The organism is Paenibacillus sp. SAFN-117 (genome assembly GCF_051966115.1).
GTDB classification, from domain to species: domain Bacteria; phylum Bacillota; class Bacilli; order Paenibacillales; family NBRC-103111; genus Paenibacillus_L; species Paenibacillus_L residui.
The window spans coordinates 41,582-62,879 of the sequence record NZ_JBQCLK010000001.1; the positions used below are offsets into that span (position 1 = coordinate 41,582).

20 protein-coding genes are annotated in these 21,298 nt (G+C 50.0%); 4 read left to right on the plus strand and 16 right to left on the minus strand.

The annotated features are described in order from the left end of the window. Positions 1-81: 81 nt before the first annotated feature. From ACTHRH_RS00205 to ACTHRH_RS00240, 8 genes are all read right to left on the minus strand, one after another. Complete coding sequence (locus ACTHRH_RS00205; RefSeq protein ID WP_186328319.1) at positions 82-2,514, minus strand: penicillin-binding transpeptidase domain-containing protein; 2,433 nt, start codon at positions 2,512-2,514, stop codon at positions 82-84. Between the two features lie 13 nt (positions 2,515-2,527). Continuing rightward, complete coding sequence (gene ftsL, locus ACTHRH_RS00210) at positions 2,528-2,941, minus strand: cell division protein FtsL (RefSeq protein WP_144935827.1); 414 nt, start codon at positions 2,939-2,941, stop codon at positions 2,528-2,530. Positions 2,942-2,965: 24 nt separating this feature from the next. Beyond that, positions 2,966-3,916, minus strand: a complete 951-nt coding sequence (gene rsmH, locus ACTHRH_RS00215; protein WP_144935823.1) for a 16S rRNA (cytosine(1402)-N(4))-methyltransferase RsmH — start codon at positions 3,914-3,916, stop codon at positions 2,966-2,968. A gap of 69 nt (positions 3,917-3,985) precedes the next feature. Further along, entirely contained in the window at positions 3,986-4,423 is a 438-nt protein-coding gene (mraZ, locus tag ACTHRH_RS00220; protein WP_144935819.1) for a division/cell wall cluster transcriptional repressor MraZ, read from the minus strand. A 310-nt stretch (positions 4,424-4,733) separates the two neighbouring features. Further along, entirely contained in the window at positions 4,734-5,999 is a 1,266-nt protein-coding gene (locus ACTHRH_RS00225; protein ID WP_144935816.1) for an adenosylhomocysteinase, read from the minus strand. 67 nt (positions 6,000-6,066) lie between these two features. Next, positions 6,067-7,692, minus strand: a complete 1,626-nt coding sequence (gene bshC / locus ACTHRH_RS00230) for a bacillithiol biosynthesis cysteine-adding enzyme BshC (protein WP_440413528.1) — start codon at positions 7,690-7,692, stop codon at positions 6,067-6,069. An 88-nt stretch (positions 7,693-7,780) separates the two neighbouring features. Then, positions 7,781-8,743, minus strand: a complete 963-nt coding sequence (locus ACTHRH_RS00235) for a ketopantoate reductase family protein (protein WP_440413530.1) — start codon at positions 8,741-8,743, stop codon at positions 7,781-7,783. A 561-nt stretch (positions 8,744-9,304) separates the two neighbouring features. Then, positions 9,305-9,952, minus strand: a complete 648-nt coding sequence (locus ACTHRH_RS00240) for an RsfA family transcriptional regulator (RefSeq protein ID WP_144935807.1) — start codon at positions 9,950-9,952, stop codon at positions 9,305-9,307. 323 nt (positions 9,953-10,275) lie between these two features. Between ACTHRH_RS00240 and ACTHRH_RS00245 the strand changes: the two genes are divergently transcribed. Next, a complete protein-coding gene (locus ACTHRH_RS00245; protein WP_144935804.1) occupies positions 10,276-10,506 on the plus strand; it encodes a DUF2626 domain-containing protein in 231 nt (76 codons plus the stop codon). A gap of 175 nt (positions 10,507-10,681) precedes the next feature. Here the strand turns inward: ACTHRH_RS00245 and ACTHRH_RS00250 are convergent, their stop codons facing one another. Continuing rightward, positions 10,682-11,785 carry a class I SAM-dependent methyltransferase gene (locus tag ACTHRH_RS00250; RefSeq protein ID WP_150960011.1) on the minus strand — a complete coding sequence of 368 codons (1,104 nt, stop codon included), beginning with the start codon at positions 11,783-11,785 and terminating at the stop codon, positions 10,682-10,684. 110 nt (positions 11,786-11,895) lie between these two features. On the opposite strand from ACTHRH_RS00250, the gene ACTHRH_RS00255 reads away from it, so the two are divergent. After that, a complete protein-coding gene (locus tag ACTHRH_RS00255) occupies positions 11,896-12,846 on the plus strand; it encodes a hypothetical protein (protein WP_440413534.1) in 951 nt (316 codons plus the stop codon). Positions 12,847-12,963: 117 nt separating this feature from the next. Continuing rightward, complete coding sequence (locus tag ACTHRH_RS00260; RefSeq protein WP_144935796.1) at positions 12,964-14,046, plus strand: coiled-coil domain-containing protein; 1,083 nt, start codon at positions 12,964-12,966, stop codon at positions 14,044-14,046. 65 nt (positions 14,047-14,111) lie between these two features. On the opposite strand, the gene ACTHRH_RS00265 is transcribed toward ACTHRH_RS00260, so the two are convergent. Both ACTHRH_RS00265 and ACTHRH_RS00270 read right to left on the minus strand, forming a co-directional pair. Further along, positions 14,112-15,419 (minus strand): sugar ABC transporter substrate-binding protein, encoded by a 1,308-nt coding sequence (locus ACTHRH_RS00265; protein ID WP_440413536.1) that lies wholly within the window; start codon positions 15,417-15,419, stop codon positions 14,112-14,114. Between the two features lie 233 nt (positions 15,420-15,652). Beyond that, complete coding sequence (locus tag ACTHRH_RS00270; protein WP_440413538.1) at positions 15,653-16,984, minus strand: PhoH family protein; 1,332 nt, start codon at positions 16,982-16,984, stop codon at positions 15,653-15,655. A gap of 105 nt (positions 16,985-17,089) precedes the next feature. On the opposite strand from ACTHRH_RS00270, the gene ACTHRH_RS00275 reads away from it, so the two are divergent. Further along, positions 17,090-17,620 carry a YhcN/YlaJ family sporulation lipoprotein gene (locus ACTHRH_RS00275; RefSeq protein WP_144935788.1) on the plus strand — a complete coding sequence of 177 codons (531 nt, stop codon included), beginning with the start codon at positions 17,090-17,092 and terminating at the stop codon, positions 17,618-17,620. Between the two features lie 107 nt (positions 17,621-17,727). Here ACTHRH_RS00275 and ACTHRH_RS00280 read toward each other — a convergent pair whose 3' ends face one another. The 5 genes from ACTHRH_RS00280 to ACTHRH_RS00300 all read right to left on the minus strand — a co-directional run bounded on the left by ACTHRH_RS00280 (position 17,728) and on the right by ACTHRH_RS00300 (position 21,155). Further along, positions 17,728-17,871: a hypothetical protein gene (locus ACTHRH_RS00280; protein ID WP_186328316.1), complete on the minus strand. Its 144-nt coding sequence runs from the start codon at positions 17,869-17,871 to the stop codon at positions 17,728-17,730. 76 nt (positions 17,872-17,947) lie between these two features. Then, positions 17,948-18,253, minus strand: a complete 306-nt coding sequence (locus ACTHRH_RS00285) for a hypothetical protein (protein ID WP_379288322.1) — start codon at positions 18,251-18,253, stop codon at positions 17,948-17,950. An 88-nt stretch (positions 18,254-18,341) separates the two neighbouring features. After that, positions 18,342-18,620: a YlaH-like family protein gene (locus ACTHRH_RS00290; protein ID WP_144935917.1), complete on the minus strand. Its 279-nt coding sequence runs from the start codon at positions 18,618-18,620 to the stop codon at positions 18,342-18,344. Positions 18,621-18,644: 24 nt separating this feature from the next. Next, positions 18,645-20,483: a translational GTPase TypA gene (typA, locus tag ACTHRH_RS00295; RefSeq protein ID WP_379288324.1), complete on the minus strand. Its 1,839-nt coding sequence runs from the start codon at positions 20,481-20,483 to the stop codon at positions 18,645-18,647. A gap of 189 nt (positions 20,484-20,672) precedes the next feature. Continuing rightward, complete coding sequence (locus ACTHRH_RS00300; protein WP_144935779.1) at positions 20,673-21,155, minus strand: hypothetical protein; 483 nt, start codon at positions 21,153-21,155, stop codon at positions 20,673-20,675. Between the last annotated feature and the right edge of the window lie 143 nt (positions 21,156-21,298).

The window sequence follows — 21,298 nt, forward strand, 5'->3', positions numbered from 1 at the left end:
TTCATAATCCAGACTATTCGGGACAACCAGGGGTTAGAACAACTTGTCTCGAGACTTCGGGCAGATCTCATCTGTTTTTATCTAGGAATTTTTCGATGGATCGGCATTCTTCGAAGGAACCGGTTCATCCGATGAATTATCGGACTTGTCCGTTTTGTCATCGGATTTACGATCGGATTTGTCATCCGGTTTATCCCCGGCCTTATCCTGACCGGTATCTTCCCGAGATTGACCGGATGAGACACCGGAATCGTCCGCTGAAGGCGAAGAAGCTTCATTCCCTGATTCTTCTCCCTCCTTCTCCTGCTCCTCCGTTTCCTCCTGGACATCCGCATTCGGATTGAGCGGCTTTAATTCCAGAACAACCGATTTGGCTCCCCCGCTCTCCGCAGCGGATTGAGCCGTTACGTAGCCCGAACCTTTGAATTGGCAATCGGCTTCGAGAAATGTACAGATCTCCATCGCTTCCCGCATCGATTTCCCTGTCAGATCGGGTACCTGCAGTTCCCCAATACTTTTGGAAGCCAGATAGACAACTTGGGAACGGGAAACTTCGCGTCGGGGCTCCGGGTACTGCTTAACGACTGTTTCGCCTTCTCCAATGACTTCCGCGGTCAGGCCGGACTGGCCGAGAATGGTTTTCGCATCGGCCAGCGTCTGGCCGGTGACGTTAGGAACGACCAGCGAGGACGTTCCGGCGGAACTGGACTCCAACGAAGTATCTGCCGGGACATTTAAATAATTGAGTGTCTGGACGGCAATCTCTTTGAAGACCGAAGTGGCCACCTCTCCGCCCAGACGGTAGTCCCCTTTCAGGTTAGGCTGATTGACCAGAACCGTAATCAAAATGCGGGGATTGTCCAAAGGGGCATATCCGACGAAAGAAACGAGCCAAGTATCATTCGAATATTGCTTCTCTCCCTCAGGAACGATGTTCGCGGTCCCCGTCTTCCCGGCCACCTTATAGCCTTCAATATAAGCATGGCGGCCCGAGCCTTTCTCCTGATTCGATATCGTCTGTTCCAGATAAAATCCGGTCAGCCTGGCGGTTTCTTCGCTGACGACGCGGCCAATCTGCTGCGGCCCGAAGGATTGTACGACCTCCCCGGTTACCGGATCAATAATTTCCTTTACCAGATATGGCTTCAATAGTATTCCGCCATTGGCAACGGCCGCATAAGCCGCCGTCTGCTGCAAAGCGGTGGCGGTTACCTGCCCCTGGCCGAAGGTGGCGCGGGCTACGTCGGAAGGATATTGCATGTGAATTCCGCCGGAAGCTTCGTTCGGAAGTTCAATTCCGGTCTTCTGCCCGAAGCCGAACCGATCGATATATTCCTGAAGCTTATCCTTACCCATCTTCTCGTACCCCAGCTTGGCGAAAGCAACGTTACTCGACCGCAAGAGTCCGTCCAGATAAGTGATAGGCCCCCAGCCTACGCGATTGTGGTCATGCACCGGATAACCCGGAACGGCCAGCTGACCCGATTGAAACCAGTCATTCGGCTTGAACAACCCTTCCTCGATAGCACCGGCCAGCGTAACCAGCTTAAAGGTCGATCCCGGTTCGAACTGGGACGAGACGGCGTGGTTGATCAAATCCTTCTGGCTGTCGATCTCCCAGTACCGATTCGGATTGAAATCCGGCAAGCTTGCCATGGCCAAGATTTCCATCGTTGCCGGATCTACCGCAATGGCCGTCATATTTTTCGGCTTCCATTTGTCATACGCTTTGCGCATGGCGCTCTCCGTGTAGAACTGAATATTCTGATCAATCGTTAGACGGAGATTCATGCCATTAACCGGCGGCGTATAGGAAACTTTCCCGTCCGGCAGCTCGACACCAGTCCGATCCCGCTTGCGGGTTATATCGCCATCGGTACCCATCAACTGCTCGTTGAACATTATTTCGAGACCGCTCTTGGCCTCTCCTTCCAAATCGATGTAACCGAGAATATGCGAGGCCAGCCGGTTGTTCGGATAATAACGCTTCTGCGTTTCTCTCAAGTAAATTCCGACACTGTTTTTGTCGGTAATTCTTTTCAATTCATCAATAAAGGCCTCCAGCTCATCCTTCTTATCGGCATCTACTTTGTAGCCCTCATTGCGTATTTCGACTTCCCGCAGGAAGGCGGTTCCGTCTTTGTTTTTCTTGGTGACCAAGCCGTAAATTTTCTCTTCCAGCTTGGCAAGACTCCCTTCTTTCTCCGAAACGTTCAATATTTTGGCAAGGCCTGCGGCCACTTCCCTGGCGATTCCCCGTTCGTTTATGATCTGGGGATTAACCGTCACGTTGTAAGCGGCGGAATCTTCGGCCAGAGCCTTTCCGTTGCGGTCTATAATCATCCCCCGCTTGGCCCGAAGAACCTCGCTTTCCTTCCAACGGATTTCCGCCTCGCTTTGCAGCCATGAAGCTTCGACCACCTGTATCCAGTAGACTCTGCCAATCAAACCGATAAACAGCAGTGAAAAAACCAACCCGATGAGCAAAGATCTGACTTTTACTTTTTTTGTCATAGCGGTCCTCTGCTTACGGGTTAGTTTGTGATCCGGCGTCATTACCCGACGGAGCAACCGTCAAGGGGACGCGCACAATTTGCTCCGGCTTAGGGGAAGTCAAGCCGTTCTTTTCCGCTTCCAGCTTAATCCGGGTTAAATCGTTCATTTTATCAATCTGCTGTTTAAGGCTGTTGTTGGAGATTTCAAGCTCCCTGATTTGAGTTTCTACTTTATGAATTTCGCTGTTGAGCTGATAAATCAGCGCATAGCGCCAAAGTACGATTCCCGCCACAGTTACCAATAACGAAATGATGAACAAATAGAACAACTTTTCCTTGATTGGAATCGTTTTGGCGCGGTATACCGCTTTGCGGTTAGGTTTAACCCTAACCTGATTTTCTCGCTCCTGCTTCAATGCCGAGCTGCCGTGCATATAGGACGCCAATCTCTCCTCCTCCTTCTCTGCGGTTTATATCTTCTCCGCCACCCTCAGCTTGGCGGATCGTGCCCTGGGATTATTCGCTAGTTCTTCTTCAGACGGCAGTACAGGCTTGCGGTGAACAAGGCGCACCACAGGCTCTCTGTGACACACACAGACCGGCAGATCCGGCGGGCAGGTGCAGCGGTTCGTCAGTTGAGCAAACCATTGCTTGCAAATGCGATCTTCCAACGAATGGAAGGTGATAACGGAAATTCTTCCTCCCGGAGCAAGACAGTCCACAGCCTGCTCCAAAGCATCCCGGAATGCGCCCAGCTCATCATTAACCGCTATCCGCAATGCTTGAAAGCTGCGTTTGGCCGGGTGCGGTCCGGTTCTTCGGGCTGCAGCGGGAATGCCCTCCTTAATCAGCTCCGCCAATTGGGAAGTAGTACGGATCGGCTCCTTCTCCCGGGCCTGCACGATTCGTGCGGCAATTCTTCTCGAAAATTTCTCTTCGCCATATTCAAACAAAATGCGGGCGATCTCGGATTCACTCCAGCCGTTAACTATGTCTTTGGCGGTAAGCTCGGACGATTTATCCATACGCATATCCAGCTCCGCATCCTGGTTGTAGCTGAAGCCGCGGTCTGCTTCGTCCAATTGTGGGGAGGAAACGCCCAAATCGAATAGTATTCCATCGACTTGAGGGTTATCCCCGTTCATCGGAACGGCGAGTCCGCTAAGGACCTCCCTTAAATGGCGGAAGTTGCTCTTGACGATCGTCAGCTTATCTTCATAACGCTCCAGCCTCTTCCTTGCATGGAGGATGGCCTGATCATCCTGATCGAAAGCAATCAACCGCCCTTGAGGTCCGAGTCGGGATGCGATCAGCTCGCTGTGCCCCGCTCCTCCCAGAGTGCAATCGACGTAGATCCCGTCCGGTTTAATATGTAATCCTTCCACAGCTTCTTCCAACAGTACAGTGATATGATGAAACACCTTATGATCCTCCCGGGTCTGAAATTAGGATGCACGAATCCAAAGGGCGTGCCGACCGGCTCGACGTGGCTACAGATCAAAATTAAAGTCGACCAGCTTCTCGGCGATTTCATTAAATGATTCTTCCGACTGCTGGAAGTAGTTTTCCCAAAGGTCCTTGCTCCAAATCTCCACGCGGTTCGATACGCCCAACACGACGCAGTCCTTCTTGAGTTTGGCGTATTCGACCAATATGTTCGGCAAGTTTACCCTTCCCTGTTTGTCAAGCTCGCATTCGGTCGCTCCAGAGAAGAAAAAACGGGTAAACGCCCGGGCATCGGATTTCATCAGAGGCAGCGATTTGAGCTTACTCTCCAACACTGCCCATTCCTGCATGGGGTAGACGAACAAACAATTGTCCAATCCGCGGGTAACAACGAATGTAGAGCCGAGGGCTTCACGAAATTTGGCGGGAATAATCATTCGCCCCTTCTCATCTATGCTGTGCTGGTATTCCCCCATAAACATGAGCTGGCTCCCCCTTTCCCACCACTTTGCCCCACTTTCCCCCACTTAAAAAGGAATATTCTCTATTATAGCAAAAAATCCTGCTAATCCAAGCAAGTTATCCAAAACTTTTTGAGGTGAAATGTCCCTTTGATTTAAACAAATTCCATTCACTCCATAATTAGGCAATTCGAAAAAATAAAAAGGACCGCACGATTAAGTACGGTCCAAAAATGCTATTCTTATTATTTCCAATAAGACACTCGGCTTAAGACCCGGCTTCTTTCGTCCCAAACCTTAAGCTTGACTGCCGTCCCGGGGCCGGTTTCGATTATTCGTGGGCCGCCCAGCTGTCCAAGTAATCGATCTGCTCCTGAGATAGTCGATCAATCGAGATTCCGAGCGATTCCAGTTTGAACCGGGCAACTTGCTCATCCAGTTCATAAGGAACATTTACTACCTTATTGCCGATTTCTTTATACTTTTCATTCACATATTTCAGAGACATGGCCTGCAGAGCGAAGGTCATATCCATAATTTCAGCGGGGTGGCCGTCGCCTGCCGCCAGGTTCACCAGCCGGCCTTCCGCCAGAATATAGAACTTGCGCCCGTCGGCCAGCTTATACTCTTCAATGTTGCGTCGAACGGTCCTTTTGGAAACAGCCAGTGCCTCCAATTCCGGTTTATTCACTTCGACGTCGAAATGTCCCGCGTTGGACAGAATGGCTCCGTCCTTCATAACCTTGTAATGCTCGCCGCGAATGACATCGCGGTTACCGGTAACGGTGACGAAGAAGTCGCCTACCTTGGCCGCCTCCAGCATGGGCATTACCTGGAAGCCGTCCATGTACGCTTCCACCGCTTTAATTGCATCGATTTCGGTAACAATTACATTGGCTCCGAGTCCCTGAGCACGCTTGGCCACTCCCTTGCCGCACCATCCGTAACCGACCACTACAACGGTTTTGCCCGCGACTACAAGGTTGGTCGTGCGGTTGATGCCGTCCCATACGGATTGACCTGTCCCATAACGGTTATCAAACAAATATTTGCAGAATGCATCATTGACGGCCACCATCGGGAACTGAAGCTGGCCTTCTTTCTCCATGGCCTTCAAACGAAGAATACCGGTCGTCGTTTCCTCCGCGCCGCCGCGGATGTTCTTCAACAAATCCCTGCGTTCGGAATGGAGGATCGAAACCAGATCGCCGCCGTCGTCGATCAGTAAATCCGGCTCCGTCTCCAATGTTTTGATCATCAGCTCTTTATACTCTTTCGGATCGGGATTATATTTGGCAAAGACGGTAATTCCGTCTTCCACCAATGCGGCGCAAACATCATCCTGGGTGGACAGCGGGTTGCTTCCGGTAATGGCTACCTCCGCCCCTCCTGCCTGAACGACTTTCGCCAGGTAGGCCGTTTTGGCTTCCAGATGCAAAGAAATGGCTACCTTCAGTCCTTGAAAAGGCTTCTCCTTCTCGAACTGCGCTTTGATCCGGTTCAATACCGGCATATGTGCGTCAACCCAATCAATCTTTAGATGTCCTTCCGGCGCCAAGGACGGATCGGCGATAATGCTTCTTTCTTTCGTATTCATGAACATCCTCCTAACATATATATGCTCCGACAAAAGTCGGCCTTGCTCAGTTCCAGCCGTATGGCGTCTAGAAATAAATAATCGAGTGAACCGGCCTAAGCGATAGCGGCTGGCGAACCAGCTCATCCAGCCAATCCGTGCCATACTTGTTCAAATAGGAAAAAATATTATACACTCTTTCCTGGCTCCGGCCAAGCGGAAACAAGGTCAGACGGATTCGCTCCAGTTGTCTTATAGCGGCTTCATGCTGGGCCAGACTCGCTTCCGTGGAACGGGTCTCGAGAAACTCGATTTGCTCCAGTATTTTCTGCTCATTGGCTTGGCCCAGTTTGGCCATTCCGGGATTGATAGAGCCGACCGTTTCGAGCAGCGGCCGATAAAGCTTGGAGAACTGTTCCTTCACTTCCGCAAAGCGCTCCTCCAGCCTAAGCTCGTCTTTCTCCCTCAACCATTCCTGCTTCTTCTCTTCAAACCGATGCTGAACATCATCAAGAGTCAGTCCGAATTTGTCCATATGCTTCTGAATGGTCCCCTCTAACAGGGTATGCTCCCTGCGGGGCAGGAGAATCGGCATCTGCATCCCCATTGTATCAAAGATGGGGCGGGTCATTCCCCAATAGGCAATTTCCCCCGGCCCCAGCACGGCCCCCAGAACCGGAAGCAGGTAATCCTGCATGAGAGGGCGGGTCATTACATTATTGCTGAACCGCTCCGGGCTCTGCGAAGCCAGCTCCACAAGCTGCGCCAGATCGTAACGCCTTTCTTGCTTCCGGTCCGTGAGACCGTCTCCGCCGCGATACAGCAGAACTCTCTCTCCGTTCTCCTCGAACACAAATAGATGAGCGCTATCCGGATGGGCTTCCGCCTGAGGAATATACCCGAGGTTCTTCACCTGCTCCGAACCGCTAAGCGCCGCTTTGTTCACTTCGGCATGCTTCTCCAGCAGGCGGGCAAACATCGGACCCTCGAGCTTGCGGATCCCCGGATCATCGGAGTCCAGCAGCACAAGCCCATGCTTGCCGAACAGCCATGCCATGATTCGTCCGAAAAATTCGCTGAGCGTAGACGATTTACCCGCGAGCTCCATCAGCTTCTCCAGAAGAGGGGCTTTAAACTCGGTATCTATCAGACTGTGATCCAATTGAGTCAACGCATCCTCCCAATTGTCGATTACAAGCCTGCTGACCGAAGTCCGGCCTCCCGAAGGATTGTCCAGCTTCAGCTTCTGTACCTGCATCTGCTGTGTCAGGACATAAGTATGGTTGACTTCATCAAAATCATGATCTTCGCCGGCGATCCAGAATACCGGGACAACTGGACGATTCAGCCTCTCCGCTGCGTGCCTTGCCGCCTGAATAATAGTGGCCGCCTTATAAATGACCAGCAGCGGTCCGGTGAACAAGCCCGCCTGCTGTCCACCGACAATAACGAGCGTTTCCGGACGGCGGAGCAGCTCTAACGATTCGAAGCTCTGCGGTTCGTTCCCGAGCTTGTCGTTATAACGGATAAGATTGTGTACCAGTTCCGTCCGGTTGGCGGACAAACGCGGTTGATCGAGCCAAGCGGCCCTTCTTTCCCAGCTTGTTTCATCCCATACGTTATACTCGTATATATCACGCACCCGTTCGAAGTGATGCTCATAATCCTCGGCCAATGGCTGGCCGGCTTTCCGTTCATAAGGTTCCAGCTTCATCGAACGGCCCCCTTGTCATTAAGGTATGTATAAGTGATAGTGATCAGGTTCAATTTGATTGTACACATCCCGGTTATTTTAGTCAAAATCACTCCTCTGCCTCCATCCCCTTAATTAAATGATATAAAGCCCGATGGGTCGGTGCGTCTATTCCTTCTTCACGGGCTATCCTGACCAGGCTTCCGTTAATCCAGTCAATCTCCGTCCTTCGCCCGGCAGACACATCCTGCAGCATGGAGGAATGATTGGCAGCGGTCCGTTCACATACGTTCATGATCTGTTCCCATAAATCTTCATCCAACAGAATGCCTCTGCTTTCAGCCACCGTTCCGGCTTCCGCCAGCAAAATTTGGGCGAGCTTTACAAGCTCCGCATTATGAATCAAAGCGCCGTTCCGTATACCAAGCAAAGCGGTTAACGGATTGACAATCGAATTAATGACCAGCTTATTCCAGCTATACCTTTCAATATGATCCGTCCATCGGGCATCGAAACCGGCCTGGTGCATGATCTGAACCAGCTTTTCTTCATATGGACGGTGTACGGGCGACATTGCAGCAGAACCCCGCCGTAATGCTCTGCCGATGCGCGTCACTCCCATTCCCGTATGCTCCACCTCTACAGAAGATCTTCTGCGGGCGCCCTCGGTGGTAACGGCCAAATATATAGCGGTCGAAGGAAGTGCTGACGGCAGCAATTCCTCGTGCCCTATTCCGTTCTGAAAACCAACTACACCTGTATGAGTTCCGACCTGACGGGAAAGCCACTTCAATACGCGTTCGTCCAAATCCTTCTGCTTGAGGGCCAGAAGAATCCAATCGGGCTTCGATTTCTCCGCAAATGCTTCTTCTTCGAAAGAAGACACCTCCGGCTTCACTATCCGCCGTTCTCCTTCCAGCGAAATAACGGATAGCCCTGAGCGTGCGATCTCGGCAGCCTGGACAGCGGTCCGGCAAACGATCTCCACACGAACCCCTATACTATCCGCACCTGCCAGCTTGCCGGCCAGCAGCAGCCCGACCGAGCCGCCTCCGACAACTCGAATATACATAGAAATCATCCACTTTCGGTTTCTGTACAATCTTATTTATAATTGGCAGCCGCTTCACGTACTGCGAAACAATGCCGGGCTTTCAATCGTTGTTATCTCCGATTTCTATCGAAAGTAATCTCTTTTTATAACGGCCCACTTTTATATAAGCAAATAATCTTACAGCTTCATCGTACTTCTTATTCACGCTTTATCGCAACCTTTTCTTTTTAAAAATACACACCCGACAAAATCAAAAAAGCTCCTGACGGAGCCCTGTAAAATCCATTCACAAAAGGGGCGTATGCCTTCGAAGCGTATTCCCGGGTAGTTGACGGGAAGCCTCCGGAATTGAAGATGAATAGCCCGGTATTAGAAATGCTTTTTATGCTATAGGAATCTTGTTTTGCATTACATTAACTAAGTAAGAACTTTGTATGAGAAACGGTCTGAACCGACAAAAACCATTTGAAAGCTTTCGAAAAAAACGAGGCGAGTGGTCAATTCCGCTTACATTCGTTTCTAAAAAAAGATCCGCCGCTCCCAATAATAGGAACGCCGGATCTGCCGGAATAGCCGTGGCTATTCAATTCTTTCGAGATTGCCATTGGCATCCATTTTGAATCTCGATTTTTTGTCGTCATCCTCTTCCACCAAAAACGCCATCTTGCGAGCCCGGTCCATGATTTGAATCAATGCCCGGTAGTCGTCATTGACAACCTGATAATCGCTCTGCACCTCATTGACCTGCTTGCTTAGCTTCTCGTTCTCCTGCTTTAACAGCTCGAACTCCTCCTGAAGCTCTTGAAGCTCTCTTTCCATAGATTTGGTCTGGCGGGACATCTCCTGATAGGATGTCTTCCACTGCTTCAAAAAGCGGATCACGGCATCGATAGATAGGGTCTCTTCACTCAGAAGATCACCCTTCAGCCCTGCTTCCCCCTCCAATACCGCCACCGAGGAAACGCTGGAAACCGGCATTCCCGTCTGTTTTTTCATTTGATGACGCTTCTGCCGTTGGGCCTTTGCTATTTGAATGGCTGCTTCATATTTTTTCCGAACACAGCTATTCCAGCGGAATCCGCAGGCTGCGGCGGTCCGGCCGATTTTTTCGCCTACTTCTTCGAAGGCGGTTAACTGGGTGCTGCCGTCACGAATATGCCTTAACGTCACCTCCGCAAGAATCAGATCGTCTTCTTCGCTCCAAGCATCTTGTCTAACTGCCGACATCTAAATACCTCCCAACCAATAATAAAAAGATATTGCAAGAGTGGATTCAAACCATAATAACATCGTGACCCATCTATGCGGTCTCCCCGTTAATTTATCTCTATGCCCATACTAGAGTTCATAGAATCTATTTGATACTAAAGCTATTTCCATTTTTTTTGACGTCCATACATGTTTTTCGAAAGAAAAGGATAAACTATTCGCGTAATAGCTCGTCACAAAAGTTTACGAATTCGTCACCGTTTACCGTTTACACCCGGAATGTTGAACTGTATAATGAAGTGAGTGATAATGAACGTTGCATTAGAGAGGAGGATGTCAGGATGGCACGCATGTATCGCGTTCTTGGCTTTTGGACACTCGCAATCGGACTAATGGCTTTGGCCGGCGACATGGTACCGATGGCTTTGATTTTCTTTTTCCAAACCGCATTATTCGTATTATTGGGCTACATGAATCTTTCCGAGCGTACCTACATACTTATGTTTTGGGGGTACATGCTCATCTCTTTTACCGGCTTTACGTATTGGTCCTTCTTCCGGATGGAGCTGTAAAGCGAATATTGACATTAAACCACAGAAGGCGACCGTTATCGGCCGCCTTTTTTTCATATGTATTAATGATTTTCCGAAGCCACTTCTTGGAGCTTTGACTGAAGTAGAATAAGTCGCCAATCCAATGACTAAGCAGACAAAATACGCCGCAAAGCCCCCTTATCTATTCGTTTAGTTATTTGGTTTGCACCAGCACTTTAAACAGCTCGCTCATCCCATCGCTGATCAGAAGCTGGCGAACGGCCCGGTTACGTCTCGCTTCCGGACTGAACGGATCACTGCCGGAATGATTCTGAAGCAGGCTGAAAATTCCCTGCTCGACCAGAAACTGCTTCTGCGTCATCAGACTCCACTCCCGGATCCCCGATTCCTGACCGGCACGGATGCAGGCCGAGAAATTGACATGCGAGGTCATATCCTGCTCCCCGATATGTTCCAGAGGGTAATCCCCCGCGAGGTGATCCCGGTAGCACATCAGGGTGCCGTTCATCCGGTGTTGGGAATAAAGCTCTTCCGCCACATCCCCGTAATCCACCGTCACCAGACTCCCTTCCTCCAACCGGGCGGCCTGGCGGCCGATCCATTCCTCTGCCGACAAGTTAATTTCCGCCGTCTGTCCTTCCGTTAAAGTGATTTGGTTCCGTTCCAAATAGCGCTCAAGCCTCTTATCTTCCGCAGGCGTCCAACGGCTCGCAAAACGGCCCTCCTCTTCGTTCCAGTAAACCCGTTGCTCCTTCAGCCTGCCCTCGGACCATTGGACACGATGAACCGGAAAGGCATCCAGCAGCTCATTGGAAAAAATGACCGTCCGCCGGCTGCCCTCTTTCTCCCATAATTCCTCGTCTATAAAACATACCGCCTGCTGGTGGTCAAGCAGCGTTTCCCGTTGGCGCTGCAGATGAAACGGGCTTTTTTCAATCACAAAATAGGTCAGCCGCTCATATATTTCGGGGTCCGAGGAACGGACCTCGTCCAATATCTGTTTGGCCAACTGTCCGGTCCCTCCTCCCCATTCCACCCAGACTATCCGCCCGCCTCTCCAGGATTCGGACAGCTTGAGCATCAATCGGGCGACCATGATGCCCATTACTCCGCCTATAGCAGCGCTTGTATAATAATCTCCGTCTCTGCCCACTTTACTCTTCTCACTCATATAGTAACCGTAATCAGGCTGATAGAGGCACCACTCCATGAAATCCCGGAACGTTGCCGCTTTCTCCGGACTGGCCTCTAGGCGGCGGCGAATCCAGTCGATTAATGGCTTTTTTCCTTGCTGCATGTTTCAATATGTCCCCTTCCCAAAAGTGCTTGCTTCCCATGATTCGTAAAGACAAGTTTAAATATAAACGGTATAATGGTAAAAGATTTTAGACAAAGGAGAGACCTTATTTGCGATTAACCAAATGGATTCCGTTCGCGGCATTGTTATCCTTGCTGTTGGTGCTCAGCGGATGCGGAGCATCTAATGCGAAATGGAAAGAACAAGTAATCAGCGCCTTGGAAAAACAGAAGGAAATCAACAGCTATTCCTTCGCCGGAGAAGCAAGAATAAAGTGGGGAGAGCCGGAAGACAGCGGTCAGAGCAGTCCCGTCTCGCAATCTCTCGCCCAATTGGTGACTAATGGAAAATGGAGCTGGTCGGGCATTGCCTCCGTTAATCCTCTTCGTCTGGAATCGGAGCTGGAGCTTGCGTCGGCTGATTCGTCTGCCGTGATGACCCTTCCGCTGATTCTTAACGAGAATCATATTTATGTTAATATACCATTGATCAACCCCAAGGATGAATACTTTTCCCTCGATTTGGACGCATTGTCCGAAATGTCGGGAGGAACCGGCAAGCTATCACCGGAACGGCTGCATAACGTTATGAATATAGCGTCCCAGTTGTCTACCCGCTTGTTTGCAGCCCTTGACGAAAAATGGTTCGCCAAGGCGGATCAACCGAATGCAAATGGGCACACCGTCATTGAAGTGAACATAACAGAGGACAATTCTCAAGCGATAACCGAAGCCTTAAAGGAACAATGGCCTTTAATCATTGATGATTTGAAGGAAAACGGCTTGCTAGCCGAGGAACAGGCGGCCGTTTGGAAACAAGCGGCGGGTGAAATTAAATTGGGATTGGGCAAGCTCTCCGTAGCCGTGGACAATGGCGGATTTATCCGGGAGCTGACGATCCATACGGAATTAGGAATGGGACAGGAAGATCCGGTACGTCTTATCCATGTAAGGCAAGCTTACGACCGGATTAACGAAGCCCCGGTCTTCACGAAAGAAATTCCGGAGAAGACCAGACCGTTAACCGAGGTTCTGAAATTAATGATGAACAGCTCCAAATAAGGAACGGAGGCATCCCGCCGCGGCTCTTAAACTTTCTGCGGCGGGAAGTTTTTTGGCATCATTTAACATCTATTTTTATAAAATAGAGAGAGTACAAGTAAAATGAAGGGGAATGTCATGGCCAAGCTTATTCGCAATTCCCTGCTGGTAGGCATCTGTCTCATTCTCTGTTTGTCCGGCCCCCCTTTCCTGCTCGCGGAGTCCGAGCCTTCACTCGATGAAATCAAGCAATTGCTGCAGAAAAGCTTGACCATATATGAAATCGACCGGGAAATTGCCAGACTGACCGGGCGCGAAGCGGAAATCGCCAAGCGGATTACCGAGACGGAGAAGGAAATCGGGGCGGAACAGGAACGTCTCGTTCGGACCCGCGAGCATGCCGGAAAAATATTAAGAGCCTACTATATGGGGGAACGCGACAATCTATGGATGCTCATGTTTAACGCCGATTCGTTCTCCGACGCCATTTCCATCTATCAATATTTAAATATGATTCTGGAGAACGATAAACGAAAGTTAAATGCATACAGCGATTCCTACCAGCAGTTGAAACGAACCCGCGATCAATTGAAGGAAGACGAAATCGAGCTCAAGCGGGTCAAAGAGGAATTCATCCGGCAAAGAGAGCGTGTGCTGGCCTTACAGCAGGAAGTGGACGACCAATTGGCAGCTTCCGAGGAAGCAGCGGAGGTGTTTCAGCAAATGGTTGACCTGACTACCGCCTGGCAGGAAAAAGGCTTGCCGGTGTTCCGAACCTATTTTCAGGCAATCGCTGATGAAATGAACGACATCTCGGATTTATTTAATAATGGCGGAACTAATAAATATTTAAACGGACTTACTTTTCAAATCAGCGATCAGGAGCTGATCGATTATTTCCGGGAGAAAAACCCTTTGTTCGAAAACATCGATTTTTCATTCGAAGACGGCCTATTTACAGCGGATGGCAAGGAAGATGATGTCGAGGTTTCCATCCAGGGACGATATATCATCGAGAACAAGCCTAAGAACAGGCTGCAGTTCCGGGTTGAACAATTAACCTTTAACGGGTTTGTGCTTCCAGATACCACGAACCGGGCATTAGAGGAAGAATTTCCTCTCGGCTTTTCCCCGGAAACGTTCGTTCCCTTCATTCACGCCTCGGAAGTGACGACAGACAAGGGAATGTTCACCCTAAAATTAAAGCTGAAGCTTAATTAGCTTCAGCTTTTTGTTTATATATTTCGCAGCTGCCGTTTGGAACAAACGGCCTATTCCCAGAGCGGTTACTCGTCCTTCCACAGGGCTGCCGCCTTGGCCGCGAACTCGCTCAAGGGCTGCTCTCCCCGGTACATCATTCCCATTTCGGCAGCCAGGGCATTGAGCCGCTTGGCGGAGTCGATTTGTACCGGCAGCAGATTACCCTGCTCCAGCAACCAGGTATAGGAGCGGTATGACGGATCATTCCTTAATTCCGGAGTGGAATAAGCCGCTACATGAGCCGGGAGCACCTTAGCTTCCCCCCACAGCTTCATTTCCGTGTTGAGAGAAGTCAGCTCCCTCAGCAAATCATTAACGGCAGCCTCGTTCCCGGGCCGGGATGAAACGGCGTAGCTTCTTCCCTTCAGCCATGTTCCCGTCTGTCTCTCTCCCTCCGCCACCATCGGCAAAGCGCTTAAAGCTATTTGATCATTCTCATTCCGCTTGAAATCCGATACCGTTGTAATCATGGCCGCAAGATTCCCTTCGGTCAACTGCTTCCACGGATCCCATTCTTTGGACGGGAGCGGGAAATTCATCTGCAGCAGATTCGCATCCCAGCTTGCATTCCGGGGGTTAAAGAAGGTTTCCAGCGCCTTCAATGTCTCCGGATCGTCCAGCTTGGCCAGCGGGTTGACTCCGTCTATGGACGGTACCCCGAGAGCGGACAGCAACGAAAGAAGCGCATAGGGATCTCCCGGATGATAATAAACCCCGTATTTTTTCTCGTCGGGATTCATAAATTGGGAGTTCCATTGCAACAGTTCCTCCGCAGTTTGGGGCGGTTCTTCCGCTTGTATTTCTTCAGCCTTCTGCTTGTTCCAGGCAAGAATATAAGGATCTACATCCTTCGGAATTCCCCAGATATAGCCGTTCCACTTCACCTGATTCATGACGGCGGACAATCTCTGGGCTTGCGGGTCGCTGTCCAACAGCTCGTCAACAGGCCTCAGATAACCTAGAGCAGCAAACTCGTTGACCCAAGCGTTATTCAGAAGCATGATGTCCGGGGCTTCTCCCAATTGGGAGGCCTGCTTCAATACGTCGTAAGCTTCCTCCAGGGGCAGGTTGGTCAATTCCACCTTCACTCCGTGTGCCGAATAGTCGCCCACCCATTTTTCCAATGCAGCATACTCTTCCGGTTTCATAGAAACGGCGAGATGTATAATCTGTTCCTCGCTGTCGGAGAGCCCGTCCGCATTTTTGGCAAACAGGTCTTTGCCCGAAACCGATCCGGCCTTGGGACTTCCGCCCGGGCCCATAACTCTCGAAATAAGCAGTATTGATAATCCAAGAATAATAAACAGTACGATCAAGCTCTTTTTCCTAGTCACATCCAAAACTCTCCTTACTCCTGTTTCATACGAGGCTAGCAGCGCGGGTGCCTCCATACCCATTGCGGAGAATCCATTCCAGTGTTGTATTTCTTTATTTTTCTATCATAGCAAAAAAAACGTCGCGATTCCTCCTATTTTTGGGGGAATAGAAAAAGGAACCGGACCTAAGGAGCTTTCCTTAAGATCCGGCCCTATGCTATAACGCCAAGTTGAAAAGCCGCGACAGCCGCCTATAACAGATCGGCCGCCAGCTGCGCCAACCGCGATCTTTCCCCTCTTTGCAAAGTAATATGTCCGCTTATAGCCTCCTGTTTAAACCTTTCGACAACATAAGTGAGCCCGTTGCTGGAAGAATCGAGATACGGATGATCGATTTGCTCCGGATCACCTAGCAGTACGATTTTGCTGCCCTCCCCGACGCGGGAGACAATAGTCTTCACTTCATGGCGTGATAAATTTTGCGCTTCATCGATAATGATGAATTGTCCCGGAATGGAACGGCCGCGGATATACGTCAGAGCTTCTACTTGAATGCTGCCCATCCCGGCCAGTATTTTATCAATGTCTCCCGTTTTCTTCGTATCGAACAGGTATTCCAGATTATCGTAGATCGGCTGCATCCACGGACGGAGCTTCTCTTCCTTCTCTCCCGGCAAATAACCGATGTCTTTCCCCATCGGGACGACCGGTCTGGCAATTAACAGCTTCTTATATTGGTTCTCGTCTTCTGTTTTAAGCAGTCCCGCCGCCAAAGTCAGAAGAGTCTTCCCCGTCCCCGCTCTACCGGTTAACGTAACTAGCGGGATATCGTCATTCAGCAGCAATTCCAGAGCCATTCTCTGCTGGGCATTGCGGGCCGTAATTCCCCATACCGGGTCATTGCTCAAATGCAGCGACTCCAGCCTTCTGCCGTCCGCACTCACCTTCAGAAGGGCCGATTTCGCCGTGCCCATCTCATCCTTGAGAATAACAAATTCATTAGGTAGCAGAGTCAAGGATGCCGGCAAACTGCTTAAATTTATCTTTCTGAAAGAATAAAACTCATCGATTATAGACGGGTGAACCTTCAGGGTGACCCATCCGGTATACATTTCCGATAAGCTGACTACCCGATCCGATAAATAATCTTCCGCCATTAACCCGAGAACATCCGCCTTGATTCGGACAAGCGAATCTTTGCTGACAAGGATAACCGGTCTGGGATTGGGCTTGCTTTGCTCTTCCGTCCAATAATTCATGGCCACGGCGAGAATCCGGTTATCGTTCGTCATTTCTCCAAAGACATCCTGCATCTTGAGGAAGCTTCGATGGTTCAATTCTACCTTCAAGCTTCCACCGTTCTCCAATGTGACCCCATCGTGAAGTCTGCCCTGGCTTCGGAATCCATCGAGCAAACGGGATACGTAGCGGGCATTCCGACCGATCTCATCCGCAAGCCTCTTCTTAGAGTCAATTTCTTCCAACACGGTTGCGGGAATGATCACTTCATTATCCTGGAAGGCAAATACGGCGTTAGGATCCTGTAACAGCACATTGGTGTCCAGTACATAAATTTTTTTCATAAGGAATCCCTCCACGTTATCGGTTAATCGAGCGGAATACATAAGAAAAAAACTGTAAGGACAAACTATCGGTAGCTTGATTTTAGAAGAAAGGACGATCATGTCATGAGAATGCTTTTGGTTATTGCATTAGTTATCGTTATGCTGTCGGGCTGTCAGACTGCCGGCCAACCGGGGGCGTCTTCGGGAGGAGGAGCACCATCCGGCAACCAGGTTCAAAGCCAACAAACGAACCCGGACCAACAGCCAATGAACAATGATGCGATAGCTACTCATCTGGAAACCATCGTTAAATCTATTCCACAAGTCGAGGATGCCACATGCGTCGTTATGGGAAATACGGCGATCGTCGGAATTAACGTTAAGCCAGATCTGGACCGCGCGCGTGTCGACTCCATCAAATATTCGGCCGCCGAAGCGTTGAGAAAGGATAAGTACGGTGTGAATGCACTGGTTACGGCAGATCTCGATATGGGACAACGAATCCGGGAAATGCGCGAAGATATCCAGAAAGGCCGCCCGATGGCCGGTTTCGCTGAAGAGCTTGGCGATATTATCGGGAGAATTATGCCGCAGGTGCCGCAAGATATAACTCCGGCCGATAGTCCTCCTCCTCAACAGAAAAATCAACAGTAGCGACTCAAATTATTTAGTAAAGCAATATATGGAGGAATGAGGAGATTTATACAACCCTTTTCAAGCGGCTCCACTACCCGAGGCAGTATAAATGCAAGAAAGCCTAGCTATATACTCACAGCTAGGCTTTCTGCATCTTGTCCGTTCGATTTATCTGCAGCTCTTGGAACATAATTTTCGGGCAGCACGAATTTGTCCTTCCGAAACTGCTCATACTGTGTCTCCGGCAAAGCGGTTATGGCATCAGCCATATACTCGCCCTCCCTACCTCCGATAATGTCATATTCTTATTATAGCATATGCATACGAAGAAGTACTACCTGACAACTATGGAGAATCGCAGCGCCGGGACGTCTCGGGCCGGCCATACTGAGGGTTGGATTGAATATCTTCCAGCAGCTGCTCGGCCATTTCCCGTTCCGCCAACTGCTCCTCTTGCACTCCGTTAACGGTATATTGTATCCGATAAGTATGGTCATTCAGCAACGACATTTCAACCCGGGTCAAATGATGGTCTTCCGTTAAGATCTTCTCGAAAAACTCCAGACTGTTCCTAGCCGCACCGTCTTCAGGACGGGCGTCCGATACAATTTTGATCTGCAGCCAATTGAAAAGCGCATCCCGCAAATTCATTAACGTCAGCCCTTTCGAATCAGATAAATGTTGCCTAGGCACTGCCGCAAGCTTGCTTTCTTCAACCGGCGGAAAGCTTAATCCTGCCTTATTCCTGTTTCTTCTGCCGATCCGTTATCCAGTAGCGGATTCGGACGATAAACATGAGTCCGACCGCGACAGCGAGGCTGGGAATGATCGGGAGCTGCAGATCGAGCTGAAACAGCAGGAGAATGAACGAACCGATGGCCAAAATAATATAAATGAGAATCTCCTTCAGAATCGGAAGCCTCTTCTGCACCTTGAACACTTTATTATAAACATAGGCAAGAGCAACATAAATAATGAAATAAGTTATCCACGGATGGTTAAAAAACCATTCGTTCAGCCCTCCCACGGCCGATCGACCTCCTTAACTGTTGGCTTCGGACAATTTGCGATGCTTTTCTGCCCGCTCCCTCTCACTTTTGTTTAGTATTTTCTTGCGCAGCCGGATCGATTTAGGAGTGATTTCGCAATATTCATCATCGTTCAAATACTCCAGAGCCTGTTCCAGACTGTATAACCGCGGCGTTTTCATTTTGACCGTATCTTCCTTCGTTGCGGAACGAACGTTGGTCAACTGCTTTTCCTTACAGATGTTGACTATAATGTCATTATCCCGGTTATGCTCACCTACGATCATTCCTTCGTAGACCTCCGCTCCGGGTTCAAGGAAGAGAGTTCCACGGTCCTCAATAGATAGAATCCCATACAAGGTCGCTACACCGGTTTCGCTGGACACGAGAACGCCCTGATGTCTTCCGCCGACCCCGCTTCCTTGGTAGGGGCCATAGCTGTCAAAGGCGTGATTCATAATCCCATATCCGCGGGTCAGTGTAAGAAAATGGGTACGGTATCCGATCAGACCGCGTGCCGGAATAAGAAATTCCAACCGGACCTGCCCGCCGTTATTTGTCATATTCACCATTTCTGCTTTGCGCGTGCCGAGACTTTCCATGACCGCCCCCATGCTTTCCTCGGGGATATCGATAATGAGCCGCTCAATCGGCTCCATCTTCTGGCCGTCGATCGTTTTAATAATGACTTCGGGCTTGGATACCTGCATCTCGAATCCTTCCCGGCGCATATTTTCGATCAGAATGCCCAGGTGCAGCTCTCCCCTTCCGGAAACGATGAACGCATCCGGGCTGTCGGTTTCTTCCACCCGCAGGCTGACATCCGTCTCCAGTTCCTTGTCCAGTCGTTCGCGAAGCTTACGGGAGGTGACCCATTTCCCTTCTCTTCCGGCAAACGGGCTGTTGTTGACCAGGAAAGTCATCTGCAAGGTAGGCTCGTCTATTTTCAGAACGGGCAGCGCCTCCGGGTTGGCCGGGTCTGCGATCGTCTCGCCGATGTTGATATCTTTAATCCCGGCAATGGCTACAATATCCCCGGCTCCCGCTTCCGGGACTTCAATCCGCTTCAATCCCTGGAACCCGAACAGCTTCTCCACCCTTGCGTGCTTGGTTCCGCCTTCGCGGGTTATAACCGCCACCGGCTGGCCTTGCCGGATCTGTCCCCGGTTCACGCGGCCGATGGCGATACGGCCCAGATATTCATTATAGTCCATCAATGTAACCTGGAACTGAAGAGGCTTCTCTACGCTTTCTGTAGGCGATGGGATATGCCGGACGATAGCTTCGTAAAGAGCTTCCATCGTGTCGCCTTGAACATCGGGGTCCAGGCTCGATTTGCCCTGCAGCCCGGAAGCATAGACAACGGGGAAATCCAGTTGTTCGTCATTCGCTTCCAGCTCAATGAACAGCTCCAGAACCTCGTCGATCACCTCGGTCGGCCGTGCGTTCGGACGATCGATTTTGTTGACGACAACAATCGGCTGAAGCTGATGCTCCAATGCTTTGCGAAGTACGAATTTGGTCTGCGGCATACAGCCCTCGAACGAATCGACAACCAGAAGCACTCCGTCTACCATCTTCATGATCCGCTCTACCTCTCCGCCGAAATCGGCGTGGCCCGGAGTGTCAACAATATTAATTAGATAATCTTTGTAATGGATGGATGTATTCTTAGCAAGAATAGTAATGCCCCGCTCCCGCTCCAGATCATTGGAATCCATAGCGCGTTCCTGCAGCGCTTCGTTCTCGCGGAACGTGCCGGACTGCCTCAGCAATTGGTCCACTAATGTTGTTTTGCCGTGGTCTACGTGTGCAATAATCGCTATGTTCTTAATTTTATCTCTTGCGTGCATAAAATGTCTGTCCTCTCTGACGAATAGAGTAACGAAAGCAAAAATTCACCGAGCTTGTTCCGGATGAATCCGTTGTTCGTCCCGTCCACGAAAGAAGCGTCGGACCTTTAAGCGCCGACGCCTCATTATCATACCTATTATACGCTTATGCCCTGCAAAAATCAAGGCTGAGCTGTATGCCGGTAACGGTTACCAGGTCTTGGGTCTGCGCAGCACCATGAACAATCCCGCTGCAAGCAAAATAGCCGCTACAACATAGATACCCCCGGTAAAGATAAACATTAACGCAAAGAACACAGCCGATATAACTGCCAGCACAATGGAAACCAACCACAGCTGCCTCGGACTGTTGCGGTCAAACAGATACAGCTCGTACAGTCCGACGGCGACACCGAAAATAAAGAATGGCCATAAATATTTCATCCAGTGCCAGCCGAACAAATTACACAGGAAAAACAATACCGAATAGGTGACCAGCATTCCGCCGGGAACCAGCACCCCGGAAGGCAAAACTTTGCTGAAGAACAGAAAGTGCAGCCCGAGGCCGACCGCAAGTACGATCAACGGCCAGAAGATGTAACCCAGGAAGCTGAAAACGCCCAGTTTGCCCAAAATCAGAACAACGGCAATTCCTATTAACAATACACCGATGGAAAAATTGTTTCTTTGCATGGCCTTCCTCCCGCTTGACAGAATGCGACAAGTCTTACAAACAGTGTAGCGGAAATAGAGTAAAATTTCCAGTCATCACGCCAATACTCGCGATATTTTTCCAGAAACCGCCTTTTTCTCCGACTTTATTCTTTTTTCTGACT